We start from the raw sequence: 22,978 nt of genomic DNA, 5'->3' as shown, positions 1-22,978 counted from the left end.
CGCCGTCGAAGGCCAGGGTAATGCCCCTCGCATGGTGGCGATTCACTACCGTTTTCCGCCCAGAGCCGGGTGATTGGCCAAGGCCTGCGCCGCACGCGAAATCAGTCCTTCTCGAGTCTTACCACTCGCTTTTCGTGGCTTGAAATCATGTTCGCCATCATTCAGCCAAAGCAAAGTGAGGTTTTCCGGCAACGGATATGCCGTCACTTCCTCTCGAGTTCCGAAGGGATCGCGGCTGCCCTGACAGATCACGCCGGCCATCGGGATATCCGGCAGATGGTCGATGCGCAACTTGTCGGGCTTGCCCGTGGGATGAAACGGATAGCCCAGCGCGTACCACCCGACCGGCAACGGCGCATGCGCCGCCCGGGTCAACTCCACCAGCAGATGGGAGGCCACACGACTGCCCATCGACTTGCCGCCGACCAGCCAGGGCAGCGATCGCAAGGCGTCGACGGCCGCCACACACGCCATCAGCGCCTGACACCAGCGTGCCATCTCCTCGATCAGCCCGGGCAGCCGGGGCGGCGGCCTGCGGCGACGCTCGCAGCGCATCCTGACGAGATAGCCGAAATCGAATGCCAGCCACGCCATGTCCTGCATCAGGCAGGCAGCAGCGAACCGTTGATGGAAGTCGGTCTCACGCCCGGCGCCGGCACCATGCGCATGCAACAGCAGGGCACGCCCCGGTCGTCCATGGATCTCAAGCGGCCCTAGTTCCGCCAACCAGCCTCGCCACGGCCCTCGCGCGGCCAGCGCGTCGTGGGACATGGTCTGGCGAGCAGCAAGCTCCGAGGCGACATCAGCCAGGCTGGCGACACGAAAGCCTTCCTCGGCGTAAGGGCTGGGGACCTCAGCCGTATTGGACGCATTGGCATCTTCGTCCGATGATGAAGTGACGGCGGGCAAGCGAAACTCTCCTGTTGATCTCGTACGGCTCGCGCCAGACAACGCTGGAACCGATGAGGGTAAACGCTGCATTCCAGCGCGAGGGATGGCCTGTCAGTCGGTCATGGTCGCGCGTGATATCGGTCAGCGCCAGCCCTGCCGCCCTGAACAGTGGCGTCAGTGATATGGCCGCTCCCGCAGCGCCACTTCCAGCACCGTCACCATCAGCACTGCGCTTTCGCCCACTGCCGACGAGGTCGTGATATGCGTACAGCTCTTGAGGCTTCGGCCTGCCAACCCCGCGTGAACCATCACCACGTGAACCATGATTTTGCTCGCATGGCTGTCATCTGGGGCCTGCTCAGCCTCTGTCTGGCCGTATGGCTCAACCTCATCTGGCTATGGCCCTCGCTGGGGCCGGAAGTGGCCTGGCTGAGCTACGGCCGCCTCGCCCCCTTGCAGCACCACCTGCTGCTCTACGGTCTGGGCGGCTCGGCAGTGATCGCCGGCGGCTACTCCATCGCCATGCACAGTATCCGGCAACGCGAATCACGCACGGACGCCAAGACGGCGATACCGGATATCCCACCGCCCCCCTTCACGCTCAAGCTGATGCATTTCACCTTCCTCGGCTGGCAGGCCGTGGTCGCGCTCGGCGCACTGGCGATAGTCGCGGGCTACTCCTCGGGCCAGTACATGGCCGAAGCGCCCTGGCTCGTCGATCTCCTGATGACCCTCGTCTGGCTGGCCGTGGCGTGGGTCTTCTTCACGGTGCTGGAACAACGCACGCTACGTCGTCTGCCGGTGGCCTGCTGGTACTTCATCGCTGGCCTGATGCTGGTGTTGATGCAGCATGTTTTGATCTCGCTCAGCGTGCCGATCGGCCTGCTGGAATCGATACCGCTCTTCACGGGCAGCCTCGAGGCACTGATTCAGCGCTGGCAGGCAGGGCCACTCCCCGGCGGCATGTTCGCATTCGGCGTCATTGCCTTGCTCCATCACATGGTGACGAGCCGCTCGCGGCTGCCGCTCTACTCGCATCGGCTGGCCGCCACCAGCTTCTGGATGCTGGTGCTGCTGGTGACATGGGGAGGTGCTCCGCTACTGTTCGCGAGCGCCCTGCCGGCCTGGAGCCAGACGCTGGGCATGGCGATGGGCATCCTGCTGCTGGCGCCGGGGCTGGCACTCAGCCTCAATGGCCTGATGACACTCAAGGAGGATTGGCACTCACTGCGCCGGGATCCACTGATCGGCCTGCTGGCGGTAGCTCTGGTCAGCTTCGCCCTTGCGGTACTTGAATACAGCCTGCTGTCACTGCCGACACTCAATGCCCTGACCTTCAGTGCCGCCAACAGTCTGTCGCCGGCAGCAAGCCTGGGGGTGGTCGCGACAGTCGCCATCGTGATGGCCTATCACCTGCTGCCCCCGATGCGCTCCCTTGCGCTGCTCAAGACTCACGCCCTGCTGGCCATCATCGGCACCCTGCTGTGCCTTGCCGCCAGCTGGGCCACCACGCTGCTTCAAGGCAGCATGTGGCATGTGCTGGCAGATGACGGCAGGCCGCTATACACCTTGAGCGAGGTACTGGAAGCGGCCCGCATGCCGATGATGATCTCGCTGGGTGGGCTCGCCTGCTGGGCGCTCGGCATGCTACTGATGCTTCTCAACGTGACGCGCACCCTGGCTGATCACAAGAGCGAACGCCAAGCCGCTCATGAGCGCCGGCTCCCCAATTCCGGCTCGCGGAAGGCATCATCAGAACCTGCCACGCCCTCTGCGCCCCCCTCTACCACGCCCCCTGCCACATCCTCGGGAGGGCACTACGCATGAGACATGTCCTGCTCGAACGTCACGCCGGCCTGATGACGGCACTATGTCTGCTCACCATGAGCCTTGGCGCCCTCGCCCAGCTGGTACCGCTCGGGGCTCACCCCAGCCTCGCCAGCGCGCCTGAAGATCTCAGACCGCTGAGCGCCCTGGCGCTGGAGGGTCAGCGCATCTACCAACGCGAGGGCTGTCAGCAGTGCCATACACGCATGGTGCGCGATCTGACTGGCGACACGGCGCGCCACAGCGAGGCGACGACCGCACGGGAGCGCTACTACGGCCGCCCTTCGCTATGGGGCGCCGAGCGCCGGGGGACGGATTTGAGCCAGCTGCCTGCGCAGCATGACGATGCCTGGCAGCGCCTGCACCTGCATGACCCGCGCGGCCAGGTGCCGGGCTCAGCGATGCCTGCCTATCCGTGGCTGTTCGAGCGGGCGTTGAGCGGCGAAGGCATCGCGGCCCGCATGCGAGCCCTGCAAGGCTTGGGCGTGCCCTACGCGGAAGACGAGATTCTCGCCGCCCCCAATGACGTGCGTGGCACTGCCGAGATCACGGCGCTGCTCGCCTATCTGCAGCAGGCCGCCCCCGCGAACGGCATCGCCAGCCGTAGCCCATGACAGGACACCGCTCAGGAGACACGACATGAATCTACTGGAGGCAACTGGACTGCCCCTGTTCTGGAATCTCTGGGTGCTGGCCCTCACGCTGGGCAGCCTGGTGCTGTTCGCCATGCTGGCACTGGGCAGCCTTTCGCGCGCAGCCAGCGGTGACAACGACGAGCGCGAAGGCGATGGCCCCATGCAAGAACATCGCATCAATGGTGTACGTCAGCCTGACACACCAGCGCCACGCGTCTGGGGCATGCTGGCACTGGCGACGCTGGCCGCCGCGCTGATCCTGCTGCTCGGCGCTGCTGGCTAAGCACTGTTGGCCCAGTATTGCTGACTCACGCTTCCGGCTGAGGCAGGTCGTCGCGGTATGGCCACACTGGGCCAACCAGGCCTAAAGTTCACACACCTTGCAACGCCCACGGGTTGGGCAGGATAATGAATTAATAAAATCTAATATTATGGTGCCACGAAATTGCACTGCGCCAGCCGATGAGCGTTCAGACTCTGGCCGCTTGAGTCACTTCGGCTGAGCAGGGTAGCGGCGGGCGACAAGGCCCCGCCCCACCATTCGTCGTGCCCGATAGACCCCTCCCGCTGCCCTGCCCCAGGAGTAGCGGTGACATTCCTCAGGAGAGTCACCATGACGGCCAATGCACAGGCATCACACCGCTTGCGCGCCCATGAAGCACGCTGCCAGACCTGTTCGCTGAGTTCACTGTGCCTGCCACTGGCACTGAACATGGAAGATATCGACCAGTTTGACGCCATCATCCGCCGTCGCGCGCCACTCAGAAAAGGGGAAGTGCTCTTCACCCAGGGCGATGCCTTCGATTGCGTCTTCACGGTGCGCTCCGGAAGCCTCAAGCAGATCACCAATGAAAACAGCGGCATGGAGCAGCTGACCGGTTTCTACCTGCCCAGCGAGCTGGCAGGGCTCGATGCCATCGACAGCAATTGCTATCCCGGCACCGCCGTGGCGCTGGAGACCACCACCGTCTGCGAGATTCCCTTCGACCGCCTCAATGCGCTCTCGGAGCAGATGCCGGAGCTGAGAACCCAGCTGTTCAAGAGCCTGAGCAAGGAGTTGCACGAAGATCGCCGCATGATGATGCTGCTGTCGCGCAAGACAGCCGATGAGCGACTGGCGAGCTTCCTGGTCAACCTGTCACAGCGCTTCCGTCGCCGTGGCTATTCGCCGTACAGCTTCCGCCTCTCGATGGCACGTGCCGATATCGGCAACTATCTGGGGCTGGCCGTCGAAACCATCAGCCGCATCCTGACTCGCTTCCAGGCCCAGGGGCTGGTCGACATTCGTGCCCGCGAGGTGCATATCCTGCATCTGGATGGCCTGATCGAACTGGCCGAAGGCGAGTGTCAGGGCGGTCGCTGATGACGCCTGCTGGCAGCACACCACGCAGCGCGGCGCGGCGCTGATCGACTGCCAGTGCGCCATTTAGGCGCTACGCAAGGATAGAAGCCCGCCGCGCAATGTGCGTGGCGGGCTTCCAACTGACAGGCCAGCCGTCAGTCGTCGTGTCAGTCATGACAACCCTGACAGTTCTGACAGTTCTGACAAAAGGGTTTGTCTCGGCCGCTCAAGCTTCGCTGGTGATCAGCGGTTCTCGAGGCGGTTATAGTCCAGCAGGCCCGCTTCGACAGGGCGATCAGCATAGTTGGTGCGCAGTACGCTGTCGGAGAACTCCCAGAAGCGCGGATCAGTCCGGCGCACCCCGATATCGGCCTGCAGGGCGCGATAGTCCTCTTCGTTCTCGAGTGACGCCACCCGCTCTGCCAGCCCCGTCAGGGTCTCAGGCGTCAGGCGCCAGAAGGCATTCGGGTAATCGCCCGCCACCCCTCGCAAGACATCGAGAGTGTCCTCTTCAGGACGGCGATTTTCCTCCTCATCGAACAGACTGGTGATGTTGGCGTGGGCGGAATTGCGCAGCACGCTGTAAAGGCGTGGCGAGTCATCACTACCATCCTCCAGCGCGACGATCGTCACCTCCGGCATCAGGCTGGCCGAGACTCCCCGCACCGCAGCGAGGGCCTGCAGCTCATGTCGCACATGATCATCCTCGACATTGCTCAGACTGCGCTCATGACCGAGTTCCGGCGCGAGACGCTCTTGCATGCGCCGCATCAGGCCAAGGCGAGCCTGGTCCGGCGATGACAGCTCCTGCGGCGTCCAGACGATGCCACTTGGTGCATCGAACTGCGGCGGCTTCTTGAACAGCAGCCCCCCAAGACCCGGGCTCACGTCGCGATACCAGCTGTCATGCACCGCCTTGCGCTCGCCTGCTGGCAACAGCACCAGCAGGTTGTTCTCGCCCTCCATGCGCAGGAAGTCCATGTATAGGCGAGTGACCAGCTGATGCCCGAGATTGCCGTAGACATCGAAGCCGGCGACCAGCAGGTAGTGGATACGCTCCAGCATCGGGTAATCGATGATCCAGCCCGTCTTGGGCACGCCGCCGACCAGTCCCTTCATCACCGCGGCATTGTCGAAGTGACGATAGATGGTCAGGGCCGCGTTGGGGTTGCGCCCCTGGCCGGGGCCGTCGGCCCAGCCGCTACCGTCCCACATCACTCGCGTATCCAGCCGCAGGTCGCCATCGAGATAGGCCTGTGACATCAGCCGCTGCTTGGCCTTGAGATAGGCGGTCTGCTTGCTCTCGAACTTGACCCAGGAGCTGATCGGCAACGCATTGCTGCTCTGCTCGGCGGGCAGGCTGAGATTCTCCCCTTCCTCGGCCAGGGTGCGCTCCACTTCCGGGTGACTGAACATCTTCGGGTCAGTGAAGCCGACCCAGAAGTGATCATTGATCACATCCACCGCGACCTGCCCGCGACAGACCGGCCCCTTGATGAAGCCCATGATGGTGTTCTGCGACTCATCGAGCATGAAGCGATAGCGTGACTCGGCCGGAATGGCCTCGAAGGTCAGGAAAGGATTCGAGGCCGTCTTGAGGTCGTAATCCGGCAGGTCATCCACCGGGTAATCCGGCGTCAGAAACAGCGCCCGCCAGCGCTTGAAGCGAGCATCGTTGAGCGCATAGGGCAGATGATTCTTGGCCAGGATCGTCGCGCGCTCCTGCCACAGACGGTAATAGACCCGCGGGCGCCCGGCGTCATCATGGGGCATGCTCGCGCGCTCATCGGCGGTGTAGGAGGCGTAGGGGGCATCGTAGGGGCGACGCGTGGAGATGCGCTTGATCGGCTCGCCCGGCGGGGTACTGGAACGCACCAGCTTGAAGAAGATCGGCCGTCCATCCGCGCCCTTGATGCCCGGGAAATACACATGGCTCAGGAAGAGGTGCTCGTAGATATAGCGATTCATCAGGCGTTGCTTGAGGCTGTCGCCATTGAAGAAGCGCTCGGCCTGCTCGATGTGCGGAATCAGCCCCTGGGGCAGCGGCGCCGGGCCCGTCATCTCGCCACCCTTGGCCAGCCAGTTCACCAGCGTGCGATGCTCGTCATCGCTGACCTGTGGCAAGGCGTAGGGCATGCCCCAATCAGGATGGTCTTCGGCAAACTTGTCATAGCCCTCGACGGGGGCACACACCTGACTGCGATTGAGCGACAGGTCGAAGCGGTCTTCCGGCAGCAGGCCGTCTTCCGTCACCGGCAGCGGTGCCTTGCGTTTCTGACTGAGCGCACGGAACAGCACACTGCCCTCCAGATTGGCAGCCGGAGAGTCGAAGCGTTCATTGAGCACCGGTGAGAAGTCCATGCTGCGCCACTGCTCGGTGGTGTCTGCATCCTCGAACATGCGCGTCAGATTGGCCGCCAGCAAGCGCGTGCCATCGTAGACCGGCGCCGGATTCATGCCGCGATCGATCCCGGCGGCCGATGACATCTTGAGCTGACAGGGAGCGTCGTAGCAGCCATGGCAGACCACACAGCGCGTCTCGATCACCGGCTTGACCTCATCCTCCCACTGGCGCCCGGCAATACTGTCGTGTGAGACCACCCGCTCACGCGGTGACGCGGGACCGAAGCGCTCATCGAGCTGATGAATCGCGACGGCACTGCAGCCCCCCAACAGTAGAACGAGCGCGATGCTCCAGCGCCAGCGCGGTATGCGCCACAGGCGTCGAAGTAGGTCCGGCATGGGGAACTCCAGCAAGAGGATGGGGTATCGGCAATCCGACAGATGATTGCGAAAGCGTACCATAAGCAGGCTCACGAACTCGCCAGGACTGCCTTTCCAAGCATAGTGAACAATGATGTCAGATTTTTTCTGGCGCCTCCGCATCCAACCTTGTTTTGACGGCGTATGACTTCATGACCCGCCTGAACGAGCTGTCTGACGCTAGCGGGTACCACGATGTTCCTGATCCATAATTCAAAAAATACGGGCCCTGCCCGATAGGAAGCCATCATGACCATGAAGAAGACCGTTACAGCCGCTACCTTCGCTGCCGCTGCCGCCGCGCTGTTCTCCACTGCCGCTCTGACCTCGCTGCCGGTGCACGCCGGTGACAATGCCGTGAAGTGCTCCGGCATCAACTCCTGCAAGGGCACCTCCGAATGCGCGACTGCCAACAGCGCCTGCAAGGGCCACAACGCCTGCAAGGGCCAGGGCTGGTCGTACACTGCCAGCGCTGAATCCTGTGTCGGCGAAGGTGGTACTGTCGTCGAGGGCTGATCCTCAGGCGCCTCTGGCGAATTACCGACGGGAGGACGGCACACCGTCCTCCCGTTCCTGATTCTGGTACTGGTTCTGGCTCTGTTTCTGTCCGGAAACATTTGCGGATGTCTTTCAGCGCTCCTGACTCGCCATCTGGCTCGCCCTTTGCCGCACCCTCTGCCTTCGCTCAGAAGAGGACTCACGCATGACGACAGCTGTCACCGCTCGCCTGCCCACGCCCGCCAGCGCCGGCATCGGTCAGGGGCTGGGCCTGCGCCCCGAGTACTACCACGAGATTCTGACGACGTTGCCGGATATCGACTGGTTCGAGGCCATCAGCGAGAACTACATGGGCCACGGCGCCAGCGAATCCGGTGCCCTGAGCGGAGGTGGACTGAGCGCCGGCGGCAAACCACTTCATCATCTCGAGCGTGTCCGCGAGCACTATCCCATCGCCTTGCATGGCGTCTCGCTGTCCATCGGTGGCAGCCATCCCATCGACAGCCGTTACCTGCGCGAGTTGCGCGCCCTGTGTGAGCGCATCGAACCGCTATGGGTCTCCGATCACCTGTGCTGGACGCGTACCGGCGCGCATCAGTTCCATGACCTGCTGCCGCTGCCCTATACCGATGCCACCATCGACCATCTGGCCGAACGCATCGATCAGGTCCAGAACGCGCTCGGCCGCCAGTTATTGCTGGAAAATGTCTCCAGCTATCTGACCTGGCGCCCTGACGAGATGAACGAATGGGAGTTTCTGGCCGAGGTCAGCCGCCGCGCCGACTGCCTGATCCTGCTCGACCTGAACAATGTCATCGTCTCGAGCCACAATCATGGCTTCGACCCGCTGACCTATCTGGACGCCATGCCGGCAGAGCGGGTCTGGCAGCATCATCTGGCCGGGCATGTCCGGCAGGAAGTCTCCGGCGGCGAGCTATGCATCGACACCCATGACCAGCCCGTCCCGGACGCCGTGTGGACGCTGTATGACGCCGCGCGGGCACGCTTCGGCGATGTCGCCACCATGATCGAGCGTGACGACAACTTCCCGCCCTGGCCGGAGTTGATGCAGGAGTACGCCGAGCTGCGCCGCCGCAGTGGTCGTCCGCTGGTGGATGCCACGCGCGCGAATCAGACCGCAGACCACGGAGGGCTGCGCGCATGACGCAAGCGAGCCCCGCAGACGATGCTGATCGCAGCGCCTTGACGCAACTGCAGGAGACCACGGGCGCCTACCTCGCGACGCCGAGCCCTGACACCCGCAGCGCGGCGGCCAAGGCCGTCATCAGTGATCAGCTTGCCAGCGCCGAGGAGCGCCTCGACATCTACGCGATGGCCTATCGGCTGCGGCTTTTCGAGGTCTTCGGCGGGGATTTCGAGGCCGTTCACACCCTGATCGGCGATGACGCCTTCGGGCTGCTGTGTCGTGACTACCTCGCGGCCCACCCGCCGAGTCATTATTCGATTCGCTGGGCAGGCCAGCATTTCCCGGCCTTCGTCGCGGTGCGCGAACCCGAGCGCTCTCTGGTCACCGAGATGGCCGCCTTTGAATGGGCATTGGGGCTGGCACTGGATGTGGTGGACAGCACTCCGCTGAGTGTCGAGGCCCTGCAGACGCTGGCCCCCGAGGAGTGGCCGGAGCTGACCCTGGCAGCGCATCCGTCCCTCAAGCGCTTCCTGTTCCACTTCGATACGCCGGCCATCTGGAAGGCCATCGACGATGAAGAGCCTCCACGCGCGCCGGTAGAGTCCGACACGCCCACGCCCTGGATCGTCTGGCGCCAGCCCACCGCTGGCGCGCCCGAGGTGCACTATCGCTCTCTCGAGCCGCTGGAAGACCTGGCTCTCGGCGCCATCCTCGCGGCCGGAGACGAAGGCCTGAGCTTCGGCCGGCTCGGAGAGCTGCTGACGCCGCAGGTGGGGGCAGAGCAAGCCCCGGGCGTGGCGATCAACCTGCTGGTACAGTGGCTCGTCGCCGGACTGCTGATCAGGCCCTGACATCAGGTATCCGCGCGCTCGGCGCCACGCCGGACATGACAGCCAGCGGCGAAAGCCGGACAATACACGCCGACCTTCATTGCGATGGTCGGCTTTCGTCTTCCTGCTGCCGTGATGCCCATGCCCTCTTCTCCTGATGCTCCGCACTCCGACGCGCCGACGGCGCCTCAGACACCTGCGCCGATGGCGGACGCCACGCCCACGCCTCTCGAGGCCAAGTCTGCTGAGCTGACTGAGCCTGTTGAGCTGACTGAACCAGCCGAGCCACTCGACATCCTGTTCCAGGATGAAGTGCTGGTGGTGGTTCACAAGCCATCGGGCCTGCTGGTGCACCGCAGCCCCATCGACAAGCACGAGACCGAGTTTCTGCTTCAGCGCCTGCGCGACCAGATCGGCCAGCATGTCTTCCCCGTGCATCGCCTCGATCGCCCGACATCAGGGCTGATGGTGTTCGGCCTCTCGCCTCAGGCGGCGCGCAAGCTGAGCACCGCCTTCGAGGAGCAGCAGGTCAGCAAGCGCTATCTGGCAATCGTGCGCGGCGTCGCGCCCGAGCAGCAACGCCTCGATTACGGCCTGCGCAAGGAAGATGGAAAGCTGCCCAAGGCCGAGATGCCGGAGCAGGAAGCCATCACCGACACGCGCCGCCTGGCACAGGTCGAGCTGCCCATCGCCATCGATCGCTATCCGCAGTCGCGCTTCTCGCTGGTCGAGGCCCGTCCGTTGACCGGCCGCCGCCATCAGATTCGCCGCCACCTGTCACGCCGTGGCTACCCGATCATCGGCGACGCCAAGCATGGCAAGGGCAATTACAATCGCTACTTCGCCACGACACTGGAATGCCCCCGTCTGCTGCTGGCGGCTGTCGGGCTCGAGCTTCCCCATCCCGAGGGCGGCTGGCTGAGCCTGTCGTGTCCGCCAGAAGGTGCCTACGCGGCAGTGATGGAGCGCTTCGGCTGGCTGGGCCATCTGCCCGAACGCTACGCTGAACATCTGGCAGAGCGCCCGACCAGACACTGGCTCGATGCGACCGCCGGCGACCTGGCTGACTGAGCGCGCCCCTGCCGACTGCCACCCGTTCCCCCGAGATTCGCGAGCTGCGCATGACCACCTCTTCCGACACCCCGGAATCGACCGACATGAGCCCAGAACAGCAGAGCTCTGAAAATAAAAGTTCTGAAAGCAAAAGCCCTGAAGAACAGAGCCCTGAAGAACAGAGCCCAGACCGCAAGCCCTCAGGCGAGCCGTCGTCCCACGACAGCACGCCCTCCGCCAGCGAACGGATGCTGGAGAGCTTCTTTGCGTCCGGCGCTGCCAGCCAGGCCCCCGCAGAAGACGACTACGACTTCCGCTTCGGCGGCATTCGCCGCCTCTACGGTGCCAGCGCCTTCGCCCACTTCCGCCACGCGCATGTCGCGGTGATCGGGGTCGGCGGTGTCGGCAGCTGGAGCGCCGAGGCGCTGGCTCGCTCCGGCATCGGTGAGATGACGCTGATCGATCTCGATGATGTCTGCGTCTCCAACGTCAATCGGCAGCTGCATGCACTGGATGGCCAGATCGGTCGTCCCAAGGTCGAAGTGCTGGCCGAGCGCTGCCAGCTGATCGCGCCGCAGATGAAGATCCACGCCATCTCGGCCTTCGTCACGCCGGACAATCTCGCCGAGCTGATCCACGATGACCTCGATCACGTCATCGACGCCATTGACAGCGTGCCCGCCAAGACGGCGCTGATCGCCTGGTGCAAGCGTCGCAAGCTGGGCCTGACCGTGACGGGCGGCGCCGGCGGCCAGCTCGACCCGACGCGCATCCAGATCGGCGATCTCGCCCGCACCGAGCAGGACCCGCTGCTGGCGCGCGTTCGCTCACTGCTGCGTCGCGACTACAATTTCAGTCGCAACCTGAAGCGCCGATTCGATGTCGAGTGCGTCTATTCCGACGAGCAACTGACCTACCCCGGTGCCAATGGCGAGGTGTGTGCCACCAAGCCCGGCGACAGCGCCACGCGTCTGGATTGCGCTGGCGGCTTCGGCGCGGCCACCTTCGTCACCGGCAGCTTCGGCTTCACCGCCGCTGCGCGCGCGCTGGCGCGCATCGCACGCCGCGGTGCCAAGGCCACGCCTGTCGCTGATGACGTGTCCGTGACTGATGGCATTCAGGCGCCGAACGCCGCCGACTGATACGCCTGCTTCTCGCTGCTGGCTTCACCGCTTCTTGCTTATCGCTTTTGGCTTCACCCTCAAGGAAATCGCCATGACTGACCTGCCTGCCATGCCGCCGCTGCCGGAAAATCGTCCCGTGCCGGGCCTCTACCGCCACTACAAGGGCGCGCAGTACGAAGTGATCGGCACCAGTCGCCACAGCGAGACCGAAGAGCTGCTGGTGGTCTATCGTGCGCTTTATGGTGAATGCGGGCTGTGGGTGCGTCCGCTCAGCATGTTCATGGAGAACGTCGAGATCCAGGGCGAGCCGGTGCCACGCTTCGCACTGGTCTCGGCGTGGTCCTGCTGATCCGCGGCCTTGCCGCGCCCACATCCTGACCGACCAGACAGGTGCATGCCGCCTGTCGGTCGCGGTGCTATACTGCGCCGCTTGTTTTTCCAGACATACGCATTGAGCCGCTTGCGGGCATGATCTGCCCACGCGGCTCGGCCACGCCCACACAGCGCACTGCCCGGCACGTCTGGCAGGCACTGTGAGCTGGTTCATACCACGTCAAGAGCGGAGGAAGCATGAGCGCACTGGTTGGTGTCATCATGGGATCAAAATCGGATTGGGCGACCATGTGCCATACGGTCGAAACCCTGGACGCGCTGGGGATCGAACACGAGGTAAAGGTCGTCTCTGCCCATCGCACGCCCGACCTGCTGTTCGACTATGCCGATACCGCTGCCGAGCGTGGCCTTGAGGTCATCATCGCCGGCGCTGGCGGCGCGGCACACCTGCCGGGCATGTGTGCCGCCAAGACCTGGCTGCCGGTGCTGGGCGTGCCGGTGCAGTCCAGCATGCTGTCAGGGGTCGATTCCCTGCTCTCCATCGTGCAGATGCCCGCCGGCATCCCCACCGGCACGCTGGCCATCGGCCGCGCCGGTGCCGTGAATGCCGCGCTGCTGGCCGCCAGCCAGCTGGCCAACAAGTATCCGGCCATCCGCACCGCGCTGATCAACTTCCGTGCCGAGCAGACCGACCGTGTGCTCGACAATCCGGACCCGCGCCCCGACGCACCCAGCCTGTCCCACGGAGGCGAGTAAGCCATGAGCCAGCCGTTCCGCTTCGGTATCGTCGGTGGCGGTCAGCTGGGCCGCATGTTGGCTCAGGCCGGCGCCGCCCTGAATGCCCGCTTCACCTTCCTTGATCCTTCGGATTCGCCCTGCGGTCGCGTCCACGGTCATCATCTCTGCGCCGATTGGCAGGATGATGCTGCCCTGACGCAGCTGGTGGCGGCGTCTGACGCCATCACCTTCGAGTTCGAGAACGTGCCGGCAGACGCCGTCGCGCGTCTGGCAGCCGAGCGCCCGACCTTCCCGCCGGCTGGCGCCCTGGATACCGCGCGTGACCGCTGGAGCGAGAAGTCGCTGTTCATGCGTCTGGGCATCGAGGTGCCGCCGCTGGCGCTGGTCGACAGCCAGGCGGATCTTGAAGCGGGCGTCGCGACCATCGGTCTGCCCGCCGTGCTCAAGACACGCACGCTGGGCTATGACGGCAAGGGCCAGAAGGTACTGCGCGAGATGGCAGACGTCGCCGACACCTTCGCTGAACTCGGCAGCGTGCCGCTGATCCTGGAAGGCTTCATCGCCTTCGATCACGAAGTCTCGGTGATCGCGGTACGTGGTCGTGATGGCGAGACACGCGCCTGGCCGCTGTCGCGCAATGAACATCGCAGCGGCATCCTGCACTGCTCCACCCCACTCGAGTCCCACGGCCTGCAGGCCGAAGCCGAGGCGGCTGCCTTCAAGGTGATGCACGAGCTCGACTATGTCGGCGTGATGGCCTTCGAATTCTTCGTCGTCAAGGACGCCGATGGCAGCGAGCGCCTGCTGGCCAACGAGATCGCACCGCGTGTGCACAACTCGGGCCACTGGAGCATCGAAGGCGCCGTCACCAGCCAGTTCGAGAATCACCTGCGTGCCGTGGCCGGCATGCCGCTGGGCGAGACCGCACTGCTCACGCCCTGCGCGATGCTCAACATCATCGGCCGCATGCCGGAACGTGACGCCGTGCTCGCCATCCCGGGCGCCCGTCTGCACGACTACGGCAAGGCGCCGCGTGCGGGCCGCAAGATCGGCCATATCACGGTGCTGGCCGCCGACAAGGCGAGCCTCGACGCACGCATCGCGGCTGTCGAAGCACTGCTGGTCAACGAACTGGGCAAGTAAGCCGGTTCTGCGCCACTGGAGACAAAACGCCCTCGCTGCCATCGGCAGCGGGGGCGTTTTCGTTTCTGTACGGCTCAGCGAGCCGCCACGGAATCAGTCGATCTCGTGGTGGATCTGCTTCTGCAGGTAGAGCTCGATACCGACCTTCTCGATCAGACCCAGCTCGGTCTCCAGGTGATCGATATGCTCTTCCTCGTCGTCGAGGATCTTGCGGAACAGATCACGTGAAGTGTAATCGCGGACCTGCTCGGCATAGGCGATCGCTTCCTTCAGATCACCATGTGCCTGGTGCTCCAGCGCCAGATCGCACTCGAGCATTTCCTTGGTGTTCTCGCCGATGCGCAGCTTGCCGAGGTCCTGCAGGTTGGGCAGACCTTCCATGAACAGGATGCGCTCGATCAGGGTGTCAGCGTGACGCATCTCTTCGATGGACTCGTCGTATTCCCACTTGGCCAGGCGCTTGAGGCCCCAGTCCTTGTACATGCGCGCATGCAGGAAGTACTGATTGATGGCGACCAGTTCGTTGGCCAGTATGGTGTTGAGATGCTCGATGATCTTGGGATCGCCTTTCATGTCGCCATTCCTCTCTTGTCAGGGTTGCTGCTGCGTCAGGTTGTCTGCTGCGCCTGATGACGGCATGCATCAGCCACAGCGCGGGCGCGTCAGGCACGCCCTATCGATCAGGTGCGGCAAGTATGGCGCAAAAACATGAATTTTTCGAGACATACCAACAAGTTATCGACTTTTAGGCGCAAATGGGAAAGATTGGTATCCGCGTTGTCATGTAGCGACCGACACCGGATTGCCTGGCGCGCACACGAAAACGCCCGCCACCCGGTCTTGAGACCGGGTGGCGGGCGTCAGGCAAGCGAGCACTTGCCGGGATTCGGCGAGAAAGGATCACGCAGCAGGGCAGCGCGGCGACTGAAGTGTCAGTCGCCGGCAGGCGAGCCTCGGCTCGAGCCTGCGTTACACCGCGTAGGCGAGATCCTCTGCCGGCATCATTTCACGCGCGACCGCTTCGCGAGTGATGGTCTTGGCCATGCAGGCACATTTGCCGCACTGGGTCGCGCATCCGGTCTGCTCACGGACTTCGCGGAAGCTGCGCGCTCCCTGTTCCACGACTTCGCGGATCTTGTGGTCTGACACACCTTTGCACAGGCAGACGTACATGGCTCACCTCGCTCACTCCAAGTGAGACAAATGTAAATGATTCGCAGAAACATGCGCAACACCTGACTGCAAAAAATTCTCATTCACACCTTATATCAACTACTTAGCGAGGCGATTTCTGGCCGGTTTCCGATTGCGGAACACACGATGTCTCAAGCAGGCCACATCAGCCTCACAAAGCGATTGCCGTGGGCAAAGCCAGCGCCGTATAAAGAATGATGGCCCGTGGATGACAGAAAGGTAGGGTTGCGATTTCACACGAGGCCGCTAGTATGTATAACGATTTTTTATGCAATTCGAAAAACAATCGCACCAAAACATAATGAGTCTTCGCTAGCCGATCACTCAGGCGGGTCACTCGAACGCAGCCCAGCTCCTCGCTCACGAGAAGCACCGCGTCACGATCAAGGCAAATGACTGCCACGCCCCGCCAGGCAATCAGGAAAGAACATGAACAGGACACTGCAAGAGATTCCGTCGCTCCGCCTCCTCATGGCCATGACCCGCATCGGCATGCCGATGATGGGCGCCATGCTGAAGCCGTGACCGGCCTGAATCCGTCTGCTGTTGCCCTATCTGCCGATTTCCGAACGCCAATCCGCAAGGAGCCCGATATCATGTCAGTACAACTCGCCACCGCCGATCATCACGCCACGTCCCACCTGCCACTTGATCTGGATGCCGTCCGCGACGCCGGCAGCTGCTTCGGTGACCATCACCGCCTGCCGCTGACCCCGCTGTTGCGCAATCTCTATCGTGAAGCCCGCCGTGAAGGCCTGGTGGATGAGCATTGCAACGCGCGTGAACTGATGAGCCATATCGCTCTGCCCCACGATCACGTGGTCACCCAGGAAATTTCCGATCGTGTCTGGCGCTACAACGTCGGTTACTCCAACACCGGCGAGAGCGCGGAACAGGGCGACCTGAGCGCGGCGCTGGACTCCCTGAACGAGCGCACCCTGGATGAGCCGCTGCCGGGCGCCCTGCAGCGCCTGACCGAATCCTGGCTGTACCTGCCGGGCGAGCTGGAAAGCCCGCGTCAGGCCAGCGCCGACGTGCTTTGGCTCGACAAGCAGGGCCGCGCTCGCTACCGCCTGGATCAGGCGCGCCACTGGTTCGCCACCCTGCGCGACGAAGCCGTCGACATCGATGGCTGGCTGGCATGGCGCCTGACGCACCTGCCGCTGACCAGCGCGCCGGTGCTCGATACCGTCAGCGCCTTCACGCGTCTGGCGCGCCTCGATCACGATGGCCAGCGTCCGATCGGTCAGCTGTCCTTCGTGCGCTACCGTGAAGGCGTGCGCCTGGAAGGCATGGGCACCGCGGTGATCGACCTGCCGCGCGAGCTGCCCGAGACGGCGGCGCAGGAAGACAGCCTGGTGGTGTCACGCGCCAGCGTGGAGCGCATCATCACGCGTCTGGATGGCCTGCTGGGGGTCTGATCACCCCCTGCACTCGCGGAAAACACAACGCCCCGCCAGTCGATGACTGGCGGGGCGTTTTTTAACTGGTTGAGATCACGTCTGGTTGAGGTCACTGCTGGGTGAGATCAGGTCTGGCTGAGATGACTTCTGGAGGGGCTCACTGCGTTCAGGCACGGCGCACGCGCCAGAGGCTCTCTATTGGTGCCTCACTCGCGCCGCGGCTTGGGCACCACCACCACGCGGGTGCCGGAGGCGATGTCCTGCCAGCTGCGCTGCTCAGGGTCCCACAGCTGCCAGACGTACCCCAGCCCGCAGGCGCCCAGTGACAGCCCGGCAACCACGAAGCGTATCAGGCACTGCTGCAGCGTCGGGACATGACCCTGCGGTGTCTCGATGCGCAGTCGCCAAGCCTGCATGCCCAGTGTCATGCCACTGCGGCTCCAGCAGCCGCCGAAGAAGGCGAACATCGCCACCAGCAACAGACTGCGGAACAGCGGTGACTGGTTGGCCTCACCGCCATTGACGGCAACCCCGATGAAGCCCAGCACGATCAACAACGCCATCACGAGGAAGGCGTCATAGACCACGCCGCCCAGACGCCGCATCAGGCCCGCAGGGCGTGCTCCCTGCGAGTCGAGATGGCGGCGAGAGTGCAGAGCGCCCTTAGCCACTGCGCCGGATCAGCAGCAGGCCAATCACGTAACAGGCCAGCATCGGTGCCAGCACCGCCCAGATGGGCGCGAAGCCGAACACCACCGAGGCCGGGGCAAGCAGGTCCTGCAGATACTTGAACAGCAGGCCGACCACGATGCCGTAGAAGACCCGTGTCCCCGCCGCCACCGTGCGCAATGGCCCGAACACGAAGGAGGCGGCCACCAGCACCAGCGCTGCTAGTGTCAGCGGCTGCAGAATCTTCTGCCAGAAGTAGAGCAGCGGCTGATTGGCCGACAGGCCCTGGTCCTGCAGGTAGCGGGAATAGCGCCACAGGTCGGAGGCTGACTGCTGCTTGGGGTCGCTGATGACCAGCTTGAGCAGGTCCGGCGTCAGCTGGGTGTCCCACTCGCGGGTCTCCTGCTGAGCCACCGTGGTGGCGCTCGGCTCACCATCCTGAGACTCGAAGGTGGTGGTCTGCACTGCTTCCAGCGTCCAGCCATCGTCCTGCCAGACGGCGCGCCTGGCGTAGAGCGCCTGGGTCAGATGGCGCTCGTCATCGAAGCGATAGCGGGTCACGTTGAGCACTACATCATCGCTGCGAATCGAGCCGAAGCGGTAGTAGTCGTTGCCCTCGCGCTGCCAGCCGCCACCCTCGGCATAGACGGCGCCTGCGCCCTGCTGCTTCTCGGCGCGCCAGGCGTCGGCCTGCAGTTCGGTGACGGGGGCGACGTATTCACCGACCGCCATGGTGATGGCGATGACCAGCCCCAGCGGCTTCATCACGCCCCACAGAATGCGCGTCAGTGAACGACCGGCGGCGCGCATGATGGTCAGCTCATTGCTCGAGGCCATGCTGCCCAGCCCGATCAGAGCCCCCAGCAGTACGCCGACCGGCACGAATTCATAGAAGCGCGACGGCAGACGCATCAACAGATAGAGGAGCACTTCAAAGGCGCCGTAGTCGCCTTTCACATCCCCCAGATCATTGATGTAGGTGATCATCAGGTCGAGCCCGAGAATCAGTACCTGCACCACCAGCATGGCCACCAGCACATTGCGGGCGATGTAACGGTCGAGACGATCAAGCAGCATCAGCGGCCACCTCCGCGGTTGTCGCGCCAGCTCAGCCAGATGCCGAGCGCCAGATAGACGCCGTGAATGGGCCACAGGCCGATGGCGGCCGGGTACTTCTCGGATGCGACGGCATTCTGCGCCGCGATCAACAGACTGAGATAGGTGATGTGCACGAAGATGGCCGGCAGCAGACGTGCAAAACGCCCCTGACGCGGATTGACGCGTGCCAGCGGCAGGCCGATCAGCATCAGGATCGGCACCATCAACGGCAGCGAGATGCGCCACTGCAGCTGGGCCTCGGCCTCCGGGAGATCGGAAGCCAAGAGCTGCGCCGTGGTCGCAAGCTCGATGTCCTCCTTGAGGGCCGCGGCGTCCTGGCCCTCGGTGATGCGCACGCCGTAGCGATCAAAGCCCAGCCGCTGGGCGATCGCCTTGCCCGGTTCCACCCCGTAGCGCGTGCCGTCGCTCAACACCAGATAGCGACTGCCGGTCTCGGGACTGACTTCCTGGAAGGCACGCTCGGCGCGTACCACCGATTGGCTCGGCTCGCTGTCGGGCGTGCTGGTAGCATTGCTGTCACCTGCCTCGGCGATGAAGACGTTTTCCAGCTCGCTGTTGTCATCGCTCATGCTCTCGGCATAGACGGTGCGATTGCCGATTTCCTGGAAGCGTCCCGAGCCCAGAATCGAGAAGTCGGTCTTCTGTTTCTGCTGCTCGAGCAACAGCTCATTCTTGAGCGCGCCGGCAGGCGTCAGATAGAGACTGCAGGCCGCGACCAGCGCCGTGATCAACAGCGCCGGCAGCAGGGTGACACGCAGCAGGCGCTCCGGGCCGACGCCACAGGCGACCAGCACGGTGATCTCGCTGTTCATGTACAGCTGACCGAAGGCCAGCAACACGGCGAGGAAGAAGGACAGCGGCAGCAGCAGTTCGAAGAACCCCGGCAGGTGATAGAGCATCAGGCTGCCGAGAATCGACGCCGGGAAATCCCCCTCCGCCGCATCACTGAAATAGCGGATGAATCGGCTGCCCATGATGACAAGCATCAGCACCCCGGCCACGGCGGCCATGGTGGTGAGTATCTCGCGTGTCAGGTAGCGGAAGATGATCAAGTGGAACTCCTGTTTCCCGCTCGCAAGCGAGCGTGTTGACCAGATCGATGATAGCCGGTGGAGGAATGGTCGTGATCACATGAAGGCATCATCCCCCTCATGCATGGCGCGCAGCCTTTGCGTACACTGGCGGCACGGGTCTGAAGACTGGACGGGAGCGGCTCCCCCTCATGCAGCAGCATTATCCAGAAAGGATGCTGCCTTGTCGCGGCTCCAGGCATTGCACGTGGACAGCCTGACATGATGGACTGCCCTCACTCGTGCATGCCAGCTCAGCTTGTCATGAGCGGTCTGCGCCCCCATCCAGACCATGACCCCGATGTCGCCGCGAGCCGGGCACGCCTGGCCTGACGACATCCTTCATCCTTGTACTGTTCATCTTCGTACCCTCACTCGCGCGCGTGGAGTTGCCATGGAATTTCCTGTAGTCACTGCCAATCCGGCCCAGCTTGAAACCGCCTGCATCGTGGTACCTGTCATCGAGGGCGACCTCACCGGTGCTGCGGCACGACTCGACGATGCCAGCGAGAAGCTGATTTCCCAGCTGATCGAGCGCGGCGACTTCAAGCCCGAGCTCGGCAATACCCTGCTGGTGCCCTTCGCTCCGGGCCTCGGCGCTCAGCGCCTGCTGCTGGCCGGTTTCGGCAGTGAGGAAAAGCTCGACGAAAGCCGTTACAAGCGTGGTCTCGACGCCGCCATGACCGCCCTGCTCAAGCTGCCCATCGAAGATGCGGCCTTCGCTGGCCTCGAACTGAATCTCGAGCTGCGTGAGGCTGACTGGATGGCGCGCATGATCGCCGAGAGCGCGCTGCGTACCGCCTATCGCTTCACCGAGATGAAGAGCAAGCCAGGCGAGCCCGTCTCTCTGACCCGCCTGAGCGTGGTTAGTGCCGACAAGCAGCGCCAGGCCGAACTGGAAGCCGGCCTGCGCGTCGGTGCTGCCATCGGCATGGGCGTCAATGAAGCGCGCACGCTGGGCAATCTGCCGGGCAACATCTGCACGCCGCGCTACCTGGGCGAGCGTGCCGAGCAACTGGGTGCCGCCTCGGATGGCGCCCTGAAAGTGACCGTGCTCGGCGAGGAAGAGCTCGAGGAGCTCGGCGCCCTGTCCCTGCTGTCGGTCGGCCGCGGCAGTGAAGAGCCGAGCCGCCTGATCGTGATGGAATACCGCGGCGCGGAAGACGAGAACGAAGCTCCGCACGTGCTGGTCGGCAAGGGCATCACCTTCGATACCGGCGGCATCTCGCTCAAGCCGGGCGCCGGCATGGACGAGATGAAGTACGACATGGGCGGCGCGGCCAGCGTGTTCGGTACCATGCGCACCGTGCTGGAACTCAAGCCGAAGCTCAACGTGGTGGCCATCGTAGCCAGCGCCGAGAACATGCCGGACGGCCGCGCCACCAAGCCGGGCGACATCATCAAGACCCTGAAGGGCCTTACCGTCGAAGTCCTCAATACCGACGCCGAAGGCCGTCTGGTGCTGTGTGATGCGCTGACCTACGCCGAGCGCTTCGAGCCGGCCAGCGTCGTCGACATCGCCACCCTGACCGGCGCCTGCGTCATCGCGCTGGGCAATCACGCCACCGGCCTGATCTCCAACGACGATGACCTGGCACTCGACCTGCTCGACGCCGGCGAAGAAGCCTGGGACCGCGCCTGGCACATGCCGCTGTGGGACGAGTATCAGGCACAGCTGGATTCCAACTTCGCCGACATCGCCAACATCGGCGGCCGGGAAGCCGGCATGATCACCGCAGGTTGCTTCCTGTCCCGCTTCGCGGACACCTTCCCGTGGGCACATCTGGACATCGCCGGCACCGCCTGGATGTCCGGCAAGCAGAAAGGCGCCAGCGGCCGCCCGGTGGGCCTGCTGACCCAATACCTGCTGGATCGCGAAGCGGAACTCAGCGCCCCACAGGAAGAGACCGTCTGAGGCTTCGCATGCTCTCGATGGCGTGCTAGCGTTGAGACACGCGGGTCGGCACGCCACTCGGCACCGCTGACCCGAGAGGTCCTATAAAAATGATTCGACCCCCGGCGTTCCGCGTCGGGGGTCTCGCTGCTACGGAGACACCCACGTGACCAAAGGCTTCGACGTCCGCGCGTCCACGCAACCGGCGGATGCTGCCGTTCGTGACACCATTCTGGCCAATCCCGGCTTCGGCCGTCACTTCAGCGATCACATGGCCCATGTACGCTGGACCGCCGACGGCGGCTGGCACGGCCATGAAGTCCGCCCCTACGGCCCGCTGAGCCTCGACCCCGCCGCCTCGGTACTGCACTACGCCCAGGAAATCTTCGAAGGCATCAAGGCCTATCGTCATGAAGACGGCTCGGTGTGGACCTTCCGCCCCGAGAAGAACGCCGCACGTTTCCGCAACTCCGCCCGTCGTCTGGCACTGCCGGAGCTGTCCGACGAGGACTTCGTCGGCTCGCTCAAGGCCCTGCTCGCACAGGACAGCGCCTGGGTACCGACCCCGGCCAGCGTCAGTGACGAATGCAGTCTCTATCTGCGTCCGTTCATGATCGCCAGCGAAGCCTTCCTCGGCGTGCGTCCGTCGCGTGAAGTCGATTACTACGTGATCGCCTCACCGGTGGCGGCCTACTTCAAGGGCGGCATCAAGCCGGTATCCATCTGGCTATCCTCGCACTACAACCGTGCGGCCGCCGGCGGTACCGGTTTCGCCAAGTGCGGCGGCAACTACGCGGGCTCGCTGGCGGCACAGAGCGAAGCCTCCGCCAATAGCTGTGACCAGGTCGTGTTCCTGGACGCCGCCGAGAACAAGTGGGTCGAGGAACTGGGCGGCATGAACCTGTTCTTCGTCTTCAAGGACGGCCGTCTGGTCACGCCGCGCCTGACCGGCACCATTCTGGAAGGTGTCACCCGTGACTCCATCCTGACCATGGCGACCGATCTGGGCCTGACGCCGGAAGAGCGCCCGATCAGCATCGATGAGTGGCGTGAAGGCATCGCCTCCGGCGAGATCACCGAGGTGTTCGCCTGTGGCACCGCCGCCGTCATCACCCCGGTGGGCGAGCTGGTCAGCGAAGACGGTCGCCTCGACCTGACCGCCAATGCCGGCGATGTCGCCATGCGTCTGCGCAGCCAGCTGCTGGACCTGCAATACGGTCGCGCCGAAGACACGCGTGGCTGGATGACGCGTCTGGCATGAGTGCACTGACATGAGTGCTTTGACATAAGTGCTTTGACATGAGT

At 63.9% G+C, this 22,978-nt stretch carries 22 protein-coding genes; 15 read left to right on the top strand and 7 right to left on the bottom strand.

Annotated elements, in window-relative coordinates; all coding sequences use genetic code 11:
- Positions 1-45: 45 nt before the first annotated feature.
- The gene (locus tag F8A90_RS01490; protein ID WP_200018592.1) at positions 46-981 is read right to left on the bottom strand and encodes an alpha/beta family hydrolase; all 936 of its coding nucleotides are present in this window, start codon (positions 979-981) and stop codon (positions 46-48) included.
- Positions 982-1,227: 246 nt separating this feature from the next.
- Between F8A90_RS01490 and F8A90_RS01485 the strand changes: the two genes are divergently transcribed.
- The 4 genes from F8A90_RS01485 to fnr all read left to right on the top strand — a co-directional run bounded on the left by F8A90_RS01485 (position 1,228) and on the right by fnr (position 4,716).
- Complete coding sequence (locus F8A90_RS01485) at positions 1,228-2,718, top strand: cbb3-type cytochrome c oxidase subunit I (RefSeq protein WP_200018591.1); 1,491 nt, start codon at positions 1,228-1,230, stop codon at positions 2,716-2,718.
- Entirely contained in the window at positions 2,715-3,332 is a 618-nt protein-coding gene (locus F8A90_RS01480; RefSeq protein WP_200018590.1) for a cbb3-type cytochrome c oxidase subunit II, read from the top strand. The genes F8A90_RS01485 and F8A90_RS01480 overlap by 4 nt, the downstream gene beginning before the upstream one ends.
- A gap of 25 nt (positions 3,333-3,357) precedes the next feature.
- The gene (locus F8A90_RS01475) at positions 3,358-3,636 is read left to right on the top strand and encodes a hypothetical protein (RefSeq protein ID WP_200018589.1); all 279 of its coding nucleotides are present in this window, start codon (positions 3,358-3,360) and stop codon (positions 3,634-3,636) included.
- 330 nt (positions 3,637-3,966) lie between these two features.
- Positions 3,967-4,716: a fumarate/nitrate reduction transcriptional regulator Fnr gene (fnr, locus tag F8A90_RS01470; protein ID WP_166019687.1), complete on the top strand. Its 750-nt coding sequence runs from the start codon at positions 3,967-3,969 to the stop codon at positions 4,714-4,716.
- Positions 4,717-4,938: 222 nt separating this feature from the next.
- On the opposite strand, the gene F8A90_RS01465 is transcribed toward fnr, so the two are convergent.
- Positions 4,939-7,437 (bottom strand): fatty acid cis/trans isomerase, encoded by a 2,499-nt coding sequence (locus F8A90_RS01465; RefSeq protein WP_200018588.1) that lies wholly within the window; start codon positions 7,435-7,437, stop codon positions 4,939-4,941.
- A 270-nt stretch (positions 7,438-7,707) separates the two neighbouring features.
- On the opposite strand from F8A90_RS01465, the gene bufA2 reads away from it, so the two are divergent.
- From bufA2 to F8A90_RS01425, 8 genes are all read left to right on the top strand, one after another.
- On the top strand, positions 7,708-7,974 hold the full coding sequence (gene bufA2 / locus F8A90_RS01460) for a BufA2 family periplasmic bufferin-type metallophore (protein ID WP_197738697.1): 267 nt from the start codon (positions 7,708-7,710) through the stop codon (positions 7,972-7,974).
- Positions 7,975-8,161: 187 nt separating this feature from the next.
- Entirely contained in the window at positions 8,162-9,121 is a 960-nt protein-coding gene (bufB, locus tag F8A90_RS01455) for an MNIO family bufferin maturase (RefSeq protein ID WP_200018587.1), read from the top strand.
- The gene (locus tag F8A90_RS01450; protein WP_200018586.1) at positions 9,118-9,954 is read left to right on the top strand and encodes an HvfC/BufC N-terminal domain-containing protein; all 837 of its coding nucleotides are present in this window, start codon (positions 9,118-9,120) and stop codon (positions 9,952-9,954) included. Before bufB ends, F8A90_RS01450 begins: the two co-directional genes overlap by 4 nt.
- A gap of 120 nt (positions 9,955-10,074) precedes the next feature.
- Positions 10,075-11,004 carry a pseudouridine synthase gene (locus F8A90_RS01445; protein WP_233593396.1) on the top strand — a complete coding sequence of 310 codons (930 nt, stop codon included), beginning with the start codon at positions 10,075-10,077 and terminating at the stop codon, positions 11,002-11,004.
- Positions 11,005-11,234: 230 nt separating this feature from the next.
- The gene (tcdA, locus tag F8A90_RS01440) at positions 11,235-12,128 is read left to right on the top strand and encodes a tRNA cyclic N6-threonylcarbamoyladenosine(37) synthase TcdA (RefSeq protein WP_200019828.1); all 894 of its coding nucleotides are present in this window, start codon (positions 11,235-11,237) and stop codon (positions 12,126-12,128) included.
- Between the two features lie 73 nt (positions 12,129-12,201).
- Positions 12,202-12,459, top strand: a complete 258-nt coding sequence (locus F8A90_RS01435; RefSeq protein ID WP_225996526.1) for a DUF1653 domain-containing protein — start codon at positions 12,202-12,204, stop codon at positions 12,457-12,459.
- Positions 12,460-12,680: 221 nt separating this feature from the next.
- Complete coding sequence (gene purE / locus F8A90_RS01430; protein WP_166019682.1) at positions 12,681-13,199, top strand: 5-(carboxyamino)imidazole ribonucleotide mutase; 519 nt, start codon at positions 12,681-12,683, stop codon at positions 13,197-13,199.
- Positions 13,200-13,202: 3 nt separating this feature from the next.
- Complete coding sequence (locus F8A90_RS01425) at positions 13,203-14,324, top strand: 5-(carboxyamino)imidazole ribonucleotide synthase (RefSeq protein ID WP_200018584.1); 1,122 nt, start codon at positions 13,203-13,205, stop codon at positions 14,322-14,324.
- 93 nt (positions 14,325-14,417) lie between these two features.
- On the opposite strand, the gene bfr is transcribed toward F8A90_RS01425, so the two are convergent.
- Together bfr and F8A90_RS01415 are read right to left on the bottom strand one after the other, a co-directional pair.
- Positions 14,418-14,897 carry a bacterioferritin gene (gene bfr / locus F8A90_RS01420; protein ID WP_166019681.1) on the bottom strand — a complete coding sequence of 160 codons (480 nt, stop codon included), beginning with the start codon at positions 14,895-14,897 and terminating at the stop codon, positions 14,418-14,420.
- Between the two features lie 396 nt (positions 14,898-15,293).
- The gene (locus tag F8A90_RS01415; protein ID WP_043333196.1) at positions 15,294-15,497 is read right to left on the bottom strand and encodes a bacterioferritin-associated ferredoxin; all 204 of its coding nucleotides are present in this window, start codon (positions 15,495-15,497) and stop codon (positions 15,294-15,296) included.
- A 617-nt stretch (positions 15,498-16,114) separates the two neighbouring features.
- Between F8A90_RS01415 and F8A90_RS01410 the strand changes: the two genes are divergently transcribed.
- Complete coding sequence (locus tag F8A90_RS01410) at positions 16,115-16,939, top strand: hypothetical protein (protein ID WP_107335632.1); 825 nt, start codon at positions 16,115-16,117, stop codon at positions 16,937-16,939.
- Positions 16,940-17,127: 188 nt separating this feature from the next.
- Here the strand turns inward: F8A90_RS01410 and F8A90_RS01405 are convergent, their stop codons facing one another.
- The 3 genes from F8A90_RS01405 to lptF are packed head-to-tail and all read right to left on the bottom strand — an operon-like array spanning position 17,128 to position 19,761.
- Positions 17,128-17,592, bottom strand: a complete 465-nt coding sequence (locus F8A90_RS01405) for an RDD family protein (protein WP_233593395.1) — start codon at positions 17,590-17,592, stop codon at positions 17,128-17,130.
- Complete coding sequence (gene lptG / locus F8A90_RS01400; RefSeq protein ID WP_107335633.1) at positions 17,585-18,667, bottom strand: LPS export ABC transporter permease LptG; 1,083 nt, start codon at positions 18,665-18,667, stop codon at positions 17,585-17,587. Before lptG ends, F8A90_RS01405 begins: the two co-directional genes overlap by 8 nt.
- Positions 18,667-19,761, bottom strand: a complete 1,095-nt coding sequence (gene lptF, locus F8A90_RS01395) for an LPS export ABC transporter permease LptF (RefSeq protein WP_200018582.1) — start codon at positions 19,759-19,761, stop codon at positions 18,667-18,669. The genes lptG and lptF overlap by 1 nt, the downstream gene beginning before the upstream one ends.
- 412 nt (positions 19,762-20,173) lie before the next feature.
- On the opposite strand from lptF, the gene F8A90_RS01390 reads away from it, so the two are divergent.
- Both F8A90_RS01390 and F8A90_RS01385 read left to right on the top strand, forming a co-directional pair.
- On the top strand, positions 20,174-21,694 hold the full coding sequence (locus F8A90_RS01390; protein ID WP_200018580.1) for a leucyl aminopeptidase: 1,521 nt from the start codon (positions 20,174-20,176) through the stop codon (positions 21,692-21,694).
- 145 nt (positions 21,695-21,839) lie between these two features.
- Positions 21,840-22,934, top strand: a complete 1,095-nt coding sequence (locus tag F8A90_RS01385) for a branched-chain amino acid aminotransferase (RefSeq protein WP_200018577.1) — start codon at positions 21,840-21,842, stop codon at positions 22,932-22,934.
- Positions 22,935-22,978 lie beyond the last annotated feature (44 nt).

Source organism: Cobetia sp. cqz5-12, from assembly GCF_016495405.1.
GTDB lineage: Bacteria > Pseudomonadota > Gammaproteobacteria > Pseudomonadales > Halomonadaceae > Cobetia.
This window is presented reverse-complemented; position numbering and strand designations above follow the sequence as displayed.